Raw genomic sequence first — 12,959 nt, 5'->3', positions numbered from 1 at the left:
ACGAAGGGGCCCCGCATGACCAAGACCGATGCCGCCGGCGGCGACTCAACCAGCGCCGTCACAAGCACGGCCGCCGATACCACCCGCGCGGAACCGCCGGCCTTCCCGCTCCAGCGGGGCTGTCCGTTTTTCCCGCCCGCGCGCTACGAGAACCTGCGGGAGACCGAACCTGTGGCACGGGTGACGCTCCCGACCGGGAGACAGGCCTGGATCGTCACCCGCTACGAGGACGTCCGCGCGCTGCTCGCCGACCCGCGGGTGAGCGCGGACGCCCGCCATCCCGACTTCCCCGCGATGGGAGTCGGCGAGCGGGAGGCCGCCGCGCGCAACCGTCCGTTCATCCGCACCGATCCGCCGGACCACACTCGCCACCGGCGGATGCTGCAGGCCGAGTTCACCGCGCGCCGGGTGAAGAACATGGTGCCCACTCTGACGGCCTACGCCGAGGAACTGGTCGACGAGATGCACGCGGCCGGCCCGCCGAGCGACCTCGTCTCGGCGTACGCGAACCGGATGTCGACCGCGACGGTGCTGAACCTGATGGGGGTGCCCACCGACGACCTGGAGTTCTTCCGCGACGTCACCCGGATCTCCGGTGGCCGGCACAGCAGCGCCCAGGAGGTCCAGGCCGCGCTCGGCGGCATGTTCGCCAAGTTCGACGCGCTCATCGACCGCAGGCTGCGCGAGCCGGGGGAGGACCTGTTCTCCCGGCTGGTCGTGAACCATCTCGCCACCGGGGCGGTCACCCGCCAGGAACTGCTGTCGACCGTCGGTATCACGATCGTCGCCGGGCGCGAGACCACCACCAGCATGATCGCGCTTGGCATGCTGATGCTGTTGGAAAGACCCGATCGGCTGGCTGAGCTGCGGGAACGGCCCGAGATGATGGGCGAGGCCGTCGAGGAACTGCTCCGGATGCTCTCCGTCGCGGACTCGATACCGTTGCGGGTCGCGACGGCGGACCTCGAGGTCGGTGGCGTGACCATTCGCGCGGGTGAGGGGATGATCCTGCTGCTCGCCGGCGCCAACCACGACCCGACGGTGTTCCCGAACCCGACCGAGCTCGATTTCCATCGCCCCGACCGGCACCATCTTGCCTTCGGCTTCGGCATCCACCAGTGCATCGGGCAGAACCTCGCCCGCACCGAACTGGAGATCGCCCTCGGCACACTGATCCGGCGGATGCCGACCCTGCGGCTCGCGGTGCCTTTCGATGAGCTGGAACTGCGCCACGATGCGGCGACCTTCGGTGTCGAGGCGCTCCCGGTGGCCTGGTGAGCGGCGCGCTGCGCCGGTACCGGCCGCACCCGGCCGCCCGAGTACACCTGGTGTGCTTCCCGCACGCCGGCGGCGGGGCGAGCGGCTACCGCGCGTGGGCGGCCCTCCTGCCGCCGTCGGTGGACCTGGTCGTCGTGCAGTACCCAGGTCGCGAGGACCGGTTCGCGGAGCCGTTCGCCGCCGACCTCCTCGGCCTCGCCGGAACCGTCGCGACCGAACTCCGCCCCCTGCTCGACCGGCCGTACGTGGTGTTCGGGCACAGCATGGGGTCGGTCGTCGCATACGAGGCGGTCCAGCGACTGCGCTGGGAGGGCGGTGCCGAGCCGGCGCGGCTCGTCGTGTCCGGCCGGCAGGCACCCGACGACGCGCTCGGAGGTGGGCTGCATCGTGACGACGACGAGGCGCTGTGCGCGGAACTGACACGGCTGGGCGGCACCGCCGGCGAGATGCTTGCCGACCCGCAGATGCGGCGCGCCGTCCTGCCCTACATCCGTGACGACTACCGGCTGATCGAAACCTACCGGCCTCGAACCGTTGAACCACTGGGCTGCCCGATCACCGCGTTCGTGGGAGCCTCCGATCCCGAGTGCGACCTCGACGGCGCGTGCGGCTGGGCGCGGTTCACCCGTGGACCGCTGACCGTGCGGTCCTTTCCCGGCGACCATTTCTATCTGGTGGCGCACCGCGCCCAGGTGGTAGCCGAGATCATCGGGCTGCTCGCCCCGGCGCTTGTCGGCGCCGGCATGACGTGGCCGACGACGCCGTGAGTCACGCCCCGACAGCCCGTTCGCAGGGTGGCGCTGCCCCGCGAGGAACGACCGATGCGTGACTACTACTCCCCGATGGCCGAGTTCTACGAGATGGTGGCCGCCCGCCAGGTCGCGGACAGCGGGCCGCCGCTGACGGCCGCGCTCGCGGGCCTGGATCCCGCAGCGGGCCCGATCGTGGAAATCGGGGCGGGCACAGGCCGGGTCACCGAGATGATCGCCGCCGCGGTGCCGGGCGGACGGATCCTCGCCGCGGAGCCGTCCGTGCTCATGAGGGCGGTACTCACCAGCCGGATCGCCGCTCGGCCCGAGCTGCGTCCGCGTGTCACCGTCGTCGACGGTGCTGCGCCCGACCTGGAGCTGCCCGACGTCATCGGCGCCGCCGTCGTCTTCGGCGTCGCCGGCCACCTGATGCCGGAGCAACGCCGGCTCCTGTGGCGGCGGATACGGGAACGGCTCGCCCCCACGGGCGTGATCGTGGTGGAACTGATGGGAGCTCACACCCCGCGGATCATCCCGCCGGTGCGGCAGATCCACGACCGCATCGGACGTCAGACCTATGAGTGGTGGGTATCGGGCGAGCCAGGCGGGCCGGGCCTGATGCGCTTCACCACTACATGGCGGGTTCATGGCCCGGACGGTCGACTCGTCCGCGAGGTGGGCGACTCCTACGACTGGTACACGCTGGGCCCAGACCTGCTCGCGCACGAGGCGGAAATGGCCGGGCGCCGGACCTCCCGGGTGGGCGGCGCGGGGAGCCTGGAGATTGTGGTGCTCTCCCTCATCCCGGACAGCGCCGGCACGACGTTGGAAGAGCGACGATGACGGGAGGGACACCGATGTCCGGTAAACGGCGGGTCGAGTTGGGGCCGGGGCAGGAGAACCTGCTGATACCGCTGTACGGCAGGGCGGCCCTTGCCAGGTAGCGAAACGCGATCCTCGATGACCCTCGCGCGGTGGAGATGGTCGATGCCCCACGCTCCGCGCTGGGACAGGGGGACACGTTGACGCGAGGGTACGACGGTGACCGCCTCGAGAAACTGGCGCTCGTCGGCTTCGACGCGGATTTCGAACGGATCCAGGAGGTCTTTCAGTCCTGTCTGCTCACCGACGATGAGCTGACGCTGGGAGAGCTGGGCTGGCGTGACCTACCCGCCCCCGACGAGTGCGCGCGGCTCGGCGGACGCCGCGAGCGTCCGCCGAGCCTGTCGGGTCCGGTCAGCGCGTGGTGACCACCTGATGTGGGTTGTGGGCACGGGGAAAGGCGAAGCCGGGGTCGATCTGGGCGGAGAGGTCTGTTCCAGTGGCGGTGTCGGCCCAGGAGCGGGCGTTGCGGAGATGGAGTTCGTGCATCTGCCGGAGGAAGGCGTCGGGGTCGTGGTCGGTGGCGTCGACGGTGTCGCGGATGGTGTCGAGTGCGATGCGGATGGCCGGTTCGAGGTCGTCGAGGTGGAAGGGCCGGCCCTGTTCCATCGCTCGTACGGGTGCGGACGGGCCGACACAGACGAGCAGGTCGTCGCCGACCTCGCGGCGTAGGAACTCCTCGTCGGCCTGGTCGGTGACCTTGTTGCCGATCACGGAGAGGGTGATGTCGAAGTCGCGAGCGTAGTCGCGGTACTGGCGGTGGACGGCGACGGCTTTGCGGGTCGGTTCGCAGACGAGGAAGGTGTGGTCGAAGCGGGTGAACAGGCCTGAGGCGAAGGCGTCGGCGCCGGCGGTCATGTCGACGACGGCATACTCGCCGGCGCCGTCGACGAGGTGGTTGAGCAGGAGTTCGACCGCGCCGAGCTTGGAGTGGTAGCAGGCCACGCCGAGGTCTTCGTCGGTGAAGGCTCCCGTCGCGACCAGTCGCACGCCGTCGGCGTCGATGCCGAAGCGGCGCCACAGCGGGTTGTCGTCGGCCAGTGGCAACAGTCGTGATCCGGTGCCGGGTGGGGTGGTCTTGACCATCACGTCGGCGGACGGGACGCGGGGGTTGTCGCCGCGGAGGTAGTCCTTGATCTCGTGGAGGTGCTCGCCCATTGGTACCGGTGCCGCCGCCTCGTCGAGGCCGAGCGCGGTGCCGAGGTGCTGGTTGATGTCCGCGTCGAGCGCGAGGACGGGTGCGCCGGCTGCGGCGAGGTGGCGGCAGAACAGCGAGGACAGCGTGGTCTTGCCACTGCCGCCCTTGCCGACGAAAGCGATCTTCATGATGGTGGCTCCGAGGTCGTGGCGGCGTTGCCGCGATCCAACTGCGTGATTGCTGTCCGCAATGGTAATCACTTTCGTTAGCGGCGCTGACGACGCCCCTACCCCCGGGCGAGGGGTGTCGTCTGTCTTTGCCCTCCAACGCGTGGCGGCCCTGCCTCGGGTGGTGCGCGTGAGCCTCCCTACCTGGGCGGCGGCCCGGGGATCTCCGGCGCCGGCGTCTCGCGTCCGCCTGGTCAGCAAGCGCATTTCGTGGGCGAGATTGGCATGTCGGCCGCCCCTAGCGATGATCCTGTCCGTGCTTGCCGGGCCGTTCGATGTGCCGTTGCTGCTGCCTGTCGGGGTCGGGCTGGCGGCCACCGCATCTCACCTTGCGCTGCCGCCCTGCTGCCGATCCCGGGGCTGGGGTTCCACCGGGCGAGTGGGTAGGCGTTTCTGCGGCTGTGGGCCGGGGTTACGTTCGCGAGTCCGGACTTCCTGATCCCGCACCAGGCTCTGTGCTTGGGCCTCGGCCGGGGCATGGGCACCACTTGCCAAGGCATGCCGGGATCTCGGAGTTCGTCGGCGATTCGTCGAGATCGGCAAAGCTGCGGTCTTCCCGGACATGGCCGCGTTCGCCTGGTTCGGCCAAGCCGTCCACGGCGACGAACAGCCGCCCGACCTCGACTACCGCGACCCGCGTCGGACGGTCCAATGGGCGATGTTCGGCGGCGAGTACCAGCTGATGCTCGGCGCCGGCCTACCTGCTGTGCCGCTGGGCTTGAGCTGCTGTGCAGCCGGCCGCCCGCGAACCCGTCGGCTGAGAGGGCTTCCTGGGGGCAGGCGATCGCGGCCACCGGTTAGGCCCGCCGTGTCCACCCCAACTATGTCGCCGGGAATACCTTCCAAACCCCCGTTTGCGGGCACCCACGGTGGTTTGAGCCGCCCCTTGGTCGCCGTTTTCGAACGGGCTTGATGATCAGAGACTTGTCTTCGCCGTGATCGGCCGAGCGGGGATGTGGGTGTGGGGCGCTGCCTCGCCGGCCGCGTGGTCGGGCAGGTTCCGGTCGGCGTGGTCGGCGTGGAACAGTGCCTCGGCGAGCAGGGCCTGCACGTGGACGTCCGCGGCGGAGTAGTAGACGAAGGTGCCTTCGCGGCGGCCACGGACCAGCCCTGCGAGGCGCAGTTTGGCCAGGTGCTGGCTGACCGTCGTGGGTGCGGCGCCGACGAGGTCGGCGAGGCAGGCGACCGAGGACTCACCTTGTAGCAGCGCCCAGAGGATCTTGATGCGGGTGGGGTCCGCGAGTAGCCGGAAGCCTTCGGCGGCCAAATGGACCTGTTCCTCGTTCGGCATCCGGAAGTCCGACAGATCGCTGTGCACATATCGAGGATAACCGATTCACCCTGCTACTCGGCTGTCCAGTAGCCTTCCTGTCTAGCTATATACGTGCTCACGCAGGTAGCGTGGTTGGGGTGACGCTGACGACGAGGCCCGCCTCCGCCTCCATCGATCCGGCCGAAGCGCGCGCCGTGTTGGCGGGGCGGGGGCCAGCCGCCCGTCTCTGGGCCCTCACCGAGGTGCGCTGGGCGACGTTGGCGAGCGCGATGTTCGCAGCCGGCGGCATCATGAAGGTGACCGGTACCCCGGCGCCGGTCTGGTGGGTGCTGTACCTCGCCTGCTACGCCGCCGGCGGATGGATACCAGCCACGGCCGGGGTGCGGGCATTGCTGAAACGCTCGCTGTGAAGCTGCCCCGGTTTCGTTCACAGGTAGGGCTTTGAACGGCTATGCGGCTTCATGGTACTCGTAGAAGCGGGTTTCGTGTTCGTGGGGGCTGAGATATCCGTTGGTGGAGTGGCGGCGTCGCCGGTTGTAGAAGCCTTCGATGAAGTCGAAGATGGCGGTCCGGGCCCGGTCGTGGGTGGCGAAGCTGGTGCGGTCAAGAAGTTCACATTCGAGGGTGGCGAAGAATGACTCGGTGACTGCATTGTCGTAGCAGTCGCCGGCGGTTCCGACGGAGCGCCGGACCTGGTGCCGCTCGCAGATCCTGGCGAACTCTCGAGAAACGTATTGACCGCCCTGGTCGGAGTGGTGAATGACGCCGGGGGCGGGACGGCGGTGTCGGAGTGCCATGGTGAGCGCGTCGGCGACGAGCGGGGTTTTCTGCTCGTCTGCCATGGACCAGCCGACGATCCTGCGGGAGTACAGGTCGAGGACGACCGCGAGGTAGAGCCAGCCCTGCCCGGTCGGGATGTAGGTGACGTCGGCGGTCCAGACCCGGTTCGGGGCCGGGGCGGTGAAGTCACGTCCGACCAGATCAGGCGGCAGATGGGCGGCCCGGTCGCGGCGGGTCAGGCTGACCCGCCGGCGGCGGTGGACCCCTTGCAGGCCAGCCTGTCTCATCAGCCGGGCGACCCGCTTACGGCTGGTCCGCACGCCGGCGGCGGCCAGGTCGGCGTGGACCCGTGGGGCGCCGTAGGTCGCCCGGGACGCCGCATGCACCGCGGTGATCTTTGTGGTCAGGGTCTGATCCTCGGCGGAGCGGGCGGACAGGCCGCCGCGGCGACGCCAGGCGTAGTAGCCCTCGCGTGACACACCGAGCACGCGGGCCAGGACGGAGACTGCATGGTGTGTTTTCTCCGCGTCGATCAGAGCGAACGTCATCTCTGATCGGTCTCCGTCGCGAAGAAAATTGTTGCCTTGCGGAGGATGTCACGTTCCTCGCGGAGCTGCCGGTTCTCCTTCCGGAGCCGTTTCAACTCCTCACGCTCGGCGGCACTCAGCCCGTCGGCCCGTGCGCCTTCCTCCTGTTCGGCCTGGCGTACCCAGTTACGGATTGACGGCCCCGACGGGCCGTATTCCTTGGCCAGCGCCTCGGGTGAGCGGCCAGCCCGGACAAGTTCCACCATCTGCCGGCGGAACTCCTCCGTGTACGGCGGTTGTGATCTCGACACCTGCACTCCTCCCTGGGACCATTATCCCAAAGAGCCCAGGTGTGAACAGAAACGGGTCAACTTCACTGGACGTGGACCTGCTGATGATCGTCGCCGCGTGGGGTGCGGCCAGTATCGGGCAGGTCTTCGACGGCGCCCTACTGATCGTCATCTTCGCCACCTCTGGGGCGCTGGAGGCGGTCGCGACCGCGCGCACCGCCGACTCCGTGCGCGCACTGCTCGACCTGGCACCCGAGCGCGCCAACCGGATACGTCCCGACGGAACGGAGGAGACGGTAAGCACCGTGGACCTTCGGATCGGGGACGTCATCCGGATCCGCCCCGGAGAACGCATCGGTGCCGACGCCATTGTGGTCGGCGGCGCCAGCGAGGCCGACCAAGCCACGATCACCGGCGAACCCCTGCCGGTCGCGAAGGCAACCGGAGACGAGGTGCTCGCGGGCACGCTGAACGGCACCGGCACGCTGACCGTCCGGGTCCACCGCCCCGCCGGCCAGTCGGTGATCGCCCGCATCGTCGCTTTGGTCGAGGAGGCTTCCGCGACCAAAGCGAGAACGCAGCTGTTCATCGAGAAGGTCGAGCAGCGCTACTCGATCGGCGTCGTGGCAGCGACCCTCGCCCTGTTCGCCATCCCCTTGCTGTCCGACGCGGCGCTGCGACCCACCCTGCTCCGCGCCATGACCTTCATGATCGTCGCATCGCCGTGCGCGGTGGTGCTCGCGACGATGCCACCGTTGTTGTCCGCGATCGCCCTCGCCGGGCGCCACGGCGTACTGGTCAAGTCGGCCGTGGTCATGGAACGGCTGGCCGACACCACCCTGGTGGCGTTCGACAAGACCGGCACCCTCACCGAAGGCACCCCCCGCCTCCTCGATGTTCACGTCGCCTACGACGGCTCCGGAGACGGCCAGCCCTCCAGAGCACCCGCGATCGACGCGGACCGGGTACTCCAACTGGCCGCTGGCGCTGAACATCCCAGCGAGCATCCAGTCGCCGCGGCCGTGCTCGCCGCCGCCCGCGACCGAAACCTCGCCATCCCTGCCACGCACGACTTCACCTCAACCCCCGGACGGGGCGTGACCGCCACCGTCGACGGCCATCACGTGCAGGTCGCAACCCCGCGCCTGCTCGACGGGCCGCAGGACGGTCCTGCCACGGCGCAGTTGACCCCTCAGACGCGGGCCGCGATAGACGCCGTGCAGGCCAGCGGGCACACTGCCGTGGTCGTCACCATCGACGACCACCACACCGCGGTCCTCACCCTCACCGACCGGACCCGTCCGCATGCCGCCGCCACCGTGGCGGCGCTGACCCGACTCACGGGAACATCCCCGGTCCTGCTCACCGGCGACAACCCCGGCGCCGCCAGCCGACTCGCCGCCGAGCTAGGCATCCACGAGGCGCATGGCGGGCTGCTGCCAGCCGACAAGGTCACCCGGATTCATGTCTTGCAGGACCAGCGGCGGCGAGTGCTGCTGGTCGGCGACGGCGTCAACGACGCCCCCGCGCTCGCCGCCGCCGACCTCGGCGTCGCGATGGGCCGCCGCGGCTCCGACCTCGCCCTACAGACCGCCGATGCGGTCCTCGTCCGCGACGACCTGATCGCCCTGCCCGCGATCATCGAGCTGTCCCGCCACGCCCGCCGTGTCGTCACTGCCAACCTGGCCATCGCGGCGACCTTCATCACCGCACTGGTCGCCTGGGACCTGCTCGGCCACCTACCCCTGCCCCTCGGCGTCGCCGGCCACGAAGGCTCCACCCTCATCGTCGGCCTCAACGGGCTACGGCTCCTGCACCCCCGGGCCTGGCGCACCACCCAGACCCACCCTGTTCCGGAGCCGCTGGGCAGAACGTGACCATCGTGCTGTCCCGGAAACCTCGGTGCTCGGGACTGTTCGGTCCATCGGGCGCCGGTGCTGCAGGGGCGTGACGCAGACCTCGACCTGCCAGAGGTGGTCTCGGCGTCGGCAAGCCCAGCGAGCCGGCGGCATCTCCATTACCCGAGGCGACGGCGACGGCGAACGTGACCGTGGGGCCGCCGAAGGTCGTCAGCACGCCGTCCTTGGCCGGGCACGTGGATCACGATGAGGGCGAGCGTCAGAGCATGGGCCTCGGATGCATGCGGACTACGCGTGAGGGCGTCGGTGGGGGAGTGGCCAACGCGTTCACCGTGCTCTTCAAGATCGGGGGTTCGCCCCCCGCTCATGGCCTTCACCGCGTGGACCACGCCTGACCGTCCGCCGCAATCGGCCGACTCTGAGAGCGTGTGCAGCCTCGCCACCGAGCTGGCCAGCCCGGCTCGCTCGTCCGGACCCAGCATGCGCGACGCATCGGCGTCGAGGACCCGCCCGGAGCGCTCGATCAGCTCGTCCAGCGCGGCACACGGCGCGCACCCGTCCCAGCGCTCGTAGGCCTCCCGTACCTCGTCCGCGAGCGCCACGAACCCCGGCGGGAGGATCCGCACGGTGCGCATCGCCGTGAAGCCGCGTTCGATCCCGAGCTCGCGGCAGCGGGTCAGCAGCCGCCGCGCGTGCCAGACCGCGGCGGCCAGATCCGGGGAACTGGCGAGATCCTCCACGACCCGGTCGAGGATCGTGTCGTGACGCCCGGTGAACAGCTCCGGCGCGGCGGCGAGCGCTTCCCGCAAAGCCTCCGGCGTCTCCGCCCAGAGCACCGGCCAGAGAAGATCGAGGACTCGCCGTTGTTGCGCGGGATCGTCCGGCGCATCCGTACCCATCCCAGGTCCATGTCCTCCCGTCGGCGCGACATCTACACTATTCCCAACCTCCCGACGGAAAGCCGCGTTCTCCGGTGTCGGTCCCCGAACGTCGGTCCTGGTCGGTGATGGGTGGGTGGCCATGCTGGACGACTGGCTGGACCGCCGCATGGGCGAGCGAGGCGCACGCATTCTCCTCCTGCTCGTCGACTATCTCGAAACCCCCACGTGGGACGCCTCGCGCGCCTTCCTGGAACGCCATCCCGAACTTCTCGACGAGGATCTCGCGGAACTGTTGACCGCGGCCTCCACGGGCGGCGGGCGCCAGCCCGGCGACGGCGGAATCGCCGACCTCCTCGCCGACGGAGCCGAGCTCATCCGCCACTGCCGGCAGCGCGGGTGGCGACGGCGGCGGGCCGCGCGGGCCGCCGACAAGCCGAAGGTTGACCCGCCGGCGCTGAACTTCCTCCGGGTGGAGGCGATGGGCCAGCTGTATCAGGCGGCCGTCGACGCGCTGACCCGGGTGACGGATGGTTCTGATGTTGACCGCGCCCTGGCCGAAGCCGTGGGGCTGTGGACGGGCCTGCTGGACCATCCCGTGTTCGCGGTCGTCCCCCCGACGCCTCGCGCCGCCGCCCATTCCCTGGCGGGGTTCGTGTTCTGGCTCGCCTACACGGCGACGTCCGAGATGAACCACCTCGACAGAGCTGTCAGGTGCTATCGCGACGCCGCCGCCGCGAGTCTGGAATCCGATGACCGCGCCGACCATCTCGCCGAGCTGGCCCGGGCGCTGCGCGAGCGGTACCGACGTTCGAGCGACCCGCGCGACCTCGATGAGGCGATCGCGGCCTATGACGAAGCGCTACCCATGATCGTTCCGTCGGACATCCGGTCGAACCTGCTCATTGAGTGGGACCGCGCCGCGGTGGCCGGCGAGATGGGCACAGCGCTGCGGGACCGGTTCGACGCCGCGGGCGTGCCCTCGGATCTGGACCGCGCGACATCGGCGCACACCCAGGCGCTGGAGGGCGCCGCTCCCGGCTCGCCGGAGGCCGCCCGGTACCTGAACGAGATCGGCAACGACCACCGAGTCCGACATGCCGTTCTGACCGGGGACGCCGTGGACCTGGCGCGAGCGATCGACGCCCACCAGCGGGCGGCCGCCGCGTCGGTGCCTGACTCCCTCGAACATCTCCACGCCCGCAACAACCTGGGTGTGGACCTCCGGGACCGGTACGTCCTTGGCGGAGAGATGGACGACCTGGACGCCGCGATCGCGATCCAACAGACGGTGGTGGACATCAGCTCGCCGGCGTACGGGCACATCAGCCCGAACGTCACCGACCTGTTCAGGGCAGCATTTCTCAACAATCTCGGCCTAAGCCTGCGGATGCGTTACGTCGGCGTCGGAGACGAGCGGGCCCGCGACGAGTCCCTCCGCGCCTTCCGGGCCGCCGCCGACGCGGCCGCCAGCCACGGCCCGGACCGCGCCATGTTCCTCATGGACCTCGCCGTCGGTCTCAATGCCACTTCCGCTAAGTTGATCAAGCTGTGACCTGGGGTTTCACCGGGTTGGCGAGTCTGATCGTGGGCGGGGCATGGTGGCGGATGCCGTGCTGGCCGGGTTTCTTGACCGGGTACTGGTTGTGGCGGGCTCGGCGGACGACGTGGGGGTAGGTGCGTTCGCGGCGGGTGTTGAGCCGGGTCGGTCGGGTGATGTCGGTGGCGATCTCGCCTTGGGTGCGTGCCCGCTGGTCAGGGGGAAAAAGCCGGGTCGGTGGCGACCCGGTCCCGGATGATCCTGACAGTGCGCTTGAACTTGATCCGGTCGGGGTCGATCCCGGCGGCGGTCGCGGCCTGGCAGGTCAGCGCGCTGATCGCGTGGTGGGTGAGCAGGTAGCCGTAGATCTCCTGGTAGACGGTGTCGGGGTGCTTCGAGCGCAGGACCTTCCCCGGGCCGCGTAGGTAGGTCTTGAGCTGCCTGTTACCGGTCTCGTGTTCCCAGCGCTGCCGGTAGGCCCCGGCCAGCGCGGACGCGGTCGCGTCGCGTGGGTTGAGGATCGTGGTGAGCAGGGCGATGACCTCGTGTTTCCCGTCGCCGTCCCGGTCGGGCACGTCGTACTCGACGAGACGGGCGTAGCGGGCCTTCGCCGGGTCGAGTACCTCACCGGCGCGGGCCGCGGCGACCAGGGCGTCCCGCGCCTTCCCGGTGATCTTCGGGTTGACCAGGACCGTCAGGTACGAGCCGTCGGACAACGCGCGCAGCGGCGGCAGCCGCAGGCTGGCCTTGACCCGCCACAGCAGTGCCGCGCCGGTGTCCGCGGCCGTGCACCAGTCGGTCCAGGAGTAGAAGTTGCGGTCCGCGAGCAGAAGCCAGCGTTCGGCCAGCCGTGGGTACAGGGTGCGGGCCAGGGCCTGCTCGCTGGCGGGCTTCGCGCCGCCGGCCGGGCCGAGCACGGCCAGCACCGGCGCGTGCGAGGCGCACTCGGACACGGTGAGGGCGCGGACCTTCGGCAGCGCCCCCGGCGCGCCGTCGCGGCCCGCGGGCAGGCCGAACGCGGCGATGTTCTCCGCCGAGGCGGGCGCGTCCCACTCCAGTCCGTCGATACTCATCAGCCGCCACGGGCCGAGGAACGCCCCGACCGTGTCGAGGTCCGCGACCGGCCCGGCGACCTGCGAGAACAGTTCCGCCAGCGGTGCCGCACCGAGCCGCTGGCGGGCTTTGGTCAGCCCGCCCGAGGTCGGTTCCCATCGCGGCCCGACCACGTCGAGATCGTCAAGCGTGGTAGCGAGCCGGCGCGCGACCGCCTCGTAGTCGTCGTCCGCGAACAACGCGAGCGCCATCACGAAGTAGACCGCGACCCGCGGCGGGATCGTCGTGTCGCTGCGCCGGGCACCCGTCCCGGTCGCCTCGATCGCCTCGTCGACCGCATCCCGCGACACGAACGACGTCAGGACCCCCAACGAGATCCAGTCCATCAGCTGGCTACCCGTGTCCGTCACAGCCCACGATCATGCCGCCAACCAGGCAGAACCACCCGAACCGACACACCGCAACCAGTCAAGATCCAAATAGTG

Annotated in this window: 12 protein-coding genes; 7 read left to right on the top strand and 5 right to left on the bottom strand. The window is 69.9% G+C overall.

Features of this window, described 5'->3' with window-relative positions:
* The first annotated feature begins 15 nt into the window (after positions 1 to 15).
* The 4 genes from AC5R91_RS08080 (at position 16) to AC5R91_RS08065 (ending at position 3,277) form a co-directional block, all read left to right on the top strand.
* Complete coding sequence (locus AC5R91_RS08080) at positions 16 to 1,278, top strand: cytochrome P450 (protein WP_495396532.1); 1,263 nt, start codon at positions 16 to 18, stop codon at positions 1,276 to 1,278.
* The gene (locus tag AC5R91_RS08075; RefSeq protein WP_495396531.1) at positions 1,275 to 2,045 is read left to right on the top strand and encodes a thioesterase II family protein; all 771 of its coding nucleotides are present in this window, start codon (positions 1,275 to 1,277) and stop codon (positions 2,043 to 2,045) included. Before AC5R91_RS08080 ends, AC5R91_RS08075 begins: the two co-directional genes overlap by 4 nt.
* Before the next feature lie 54 nt (positions 2,046 to 2,099).
* Entirely contained in the window at positions 2,100 to 2,870 is a 771-nt protein-coding gene (locus AC5R91_RS08070) for a class I SAM-dependent methyltransferase (RefSeq protein WP_495396530.1), read from the top strand.
* A gap of 131 nt (positions 2,871 to 3,001) precedes the next feature.
* Entirely contained in the window at positions 3,002 to 3,277 is a 276-nt protein-coding gene (locus tag AC5R91_RS08065; RefSeq protein WP_495396529.1) for a hypothetical protein, read from the top strand.
* Here AC5R91_RS08065 and AC5R91_RS08060 read toward each other — a convergent pair.
* Both AC5R91_RS08060 and AC5R91_RS08055 read right to left on the bottom strand, forming a co-directional pair.
* Positions 3,264 to 4,235, bottom strand: coding sequence for an ATP-binding protein (locus tag AC5R91_RS08060; protein ID WP_495396528.1), 972 nt, complete (start codon positions 4,233 to 4,235; stop codon positions 3,264 to 3,266). The two genes, AC5R91_RS08065 and AC5R91_RS08060, sit on opposite strands and share 14 nt — an antisense overlap.
* 955 nt (positions 4,236 to 5,190) lie before the next feature.
* A complete protein-coding gene (locus tag AC5R91_RS08055) occupies positions 5,191 to 5,565 on the bottom strand; it encodes an ArsR/SmtB family transcription factor (protein ID WP_495396527.1) in 375 nt (124 codons plus the stop codon).
* 119 nt (positions 5,566 to 5,684) lie between these two features.
* On the opposite strand from AC5R91_RS08055, the gene AC5R91_RS08050 reads away from it, so the two are divergent.
* Positions 5,685 to 5,957 carry a hypothetical protein gene (locus tag AC5R91_RS08050; protein ID WP_495396526.1) on the top strand — a complete coding sequence of 91 codons (273 nt, stop codon included), beginning with the start codon at positions 5,685 to 5,687 and terminating at the stop codon, positions 5,955 to 5,957.
* A 39-nt stretch (positions 5,958 to 5,996) separates the two neighbouring features.
* Here the strand turns inward: AC5R91_RS08050 and AC5R91_RS08045 are convergent.
* A protein-coding gene (locus AC5R91_RS08045; protein ID WP_495392244.1) for an IS3 family transposase occupies positions 5,997 to 7,165 on the bottom strand; the annotation gives its coding sequence in 2 pieces (ribosomal slippage) (positions 5,997 to 6,907 and positions 6,907 to 7,165; 1,170 coding nt in all).
* Between the two features lie 41 nt (positions 7,166 to 7,206).
* Here AC5R91_RS08045 and AC5R91_RS08040 point away from each other — a divergent pair.
* Complete coding sequence (locus tag AC5R91_RS08040) at positions 7,207 to 9,021, top strand: heavy metal translocating P-type ATPase (RefSeq protein ID WP_495396524.1); 1,815 nt, start codon at positions 7,207 to 7,209, stop codon at positions 9,019 to 9,021.
* A 140-nt stretch (positions 9,022 to 9,161) separates the two neighbouring features.
* Here AC5R91_RS08040 and AC5R91_RS08035 read toward each other — a convergent pair whose 3' ends face one another.
* Positions 9,162 to 9,902, bottom strand: a complete 741-nt coding sequence (locus tag AC5R91_RS08035; RefSeq protein ID WP_495396523.1) for a hypothetical protein — start codon at positions 9,900 to 9,902, stop codon at positions 9,162 to 9,164.
* 115 nt (positions 9,903 to 10,017) lie between these two features.
* On the opposite strand from AC5R91_RS08035, the gene AC5R91_RS08030 reads away from it, so the two are divergent.
* Positions 10,018 to 11,436, top strand: a complete 1,419-nt coding sequence (locus tag AC5R91_RS08030) for a hypothetical protein (protein ID WP_495396522.1) — start codon at positions 10,018 to 10,020, stop codon at positions 11,434 to 11,436.
* A 200-nt stretch (positions 11,437 to 11,636) separates the two neighbouring features.
* On the opposite strand, the gene AC5R91_RS08025 is transcribed toward AC5R91_RS08030, so the two are convergent.
* Positions 11,637 to 12,884: an IS4 family transposase gene (locus tag AC5R91_RS08025; RefSeq protein WP_495392250.1), complete on the bottom strand. Its 1,248-nt coding sequence runs from the start codon at positions 12,882 to 12,884 to the stop codon at positions 11,637 to 11,639.
* Between the last annotated feature and the right edge of the window lie 75 nt (positions 12,885 to 12,959).

Source organism: Frankia sp. BMG5.60, from assembly GCF_059428125.1.
This window is presented reverse-complemented; position numbering and strand designations above follow the sequence as displayed.

Coding starts and splice junctions, on each gene's coding strand:
- AC5R91_RS08055 (WP_495396527.1), bottom strand. CDS start 5,565: ATGCCGAACGAGGAACAGGTCCATTTGGCCGCCGAAGGCTTCCGGCTA.
- AC5R91_RS08035 (WP_495396523.1), bottom strand. CDS start 9,902: ATGGGTACGGATGCGCCGGACGATCCCGCGCAACAACGGCGAGTCCTC.
- AC5R91_RS08080 (WP_495396532.1), top strand. CDS start 16: ATGACCAAGACCGATGCCGCCGGCGGCGACTCAACCAGCGCCGTCACA.
- AC5R91_RS08070 (WP_495396530.1), top strand. CDS start 2,100: ATGCGTGACTACTACTCCCCGATGGCCGAGTTCTACGAGATGGTGGCC.
- AC5R91_RS08060 (WP_495396528.1), bottom strand. CDS start 4,235: ATGAAGATCGCTTTCGTCGGCAAGGGCGGCAGTGGCAAGACCACGCTG.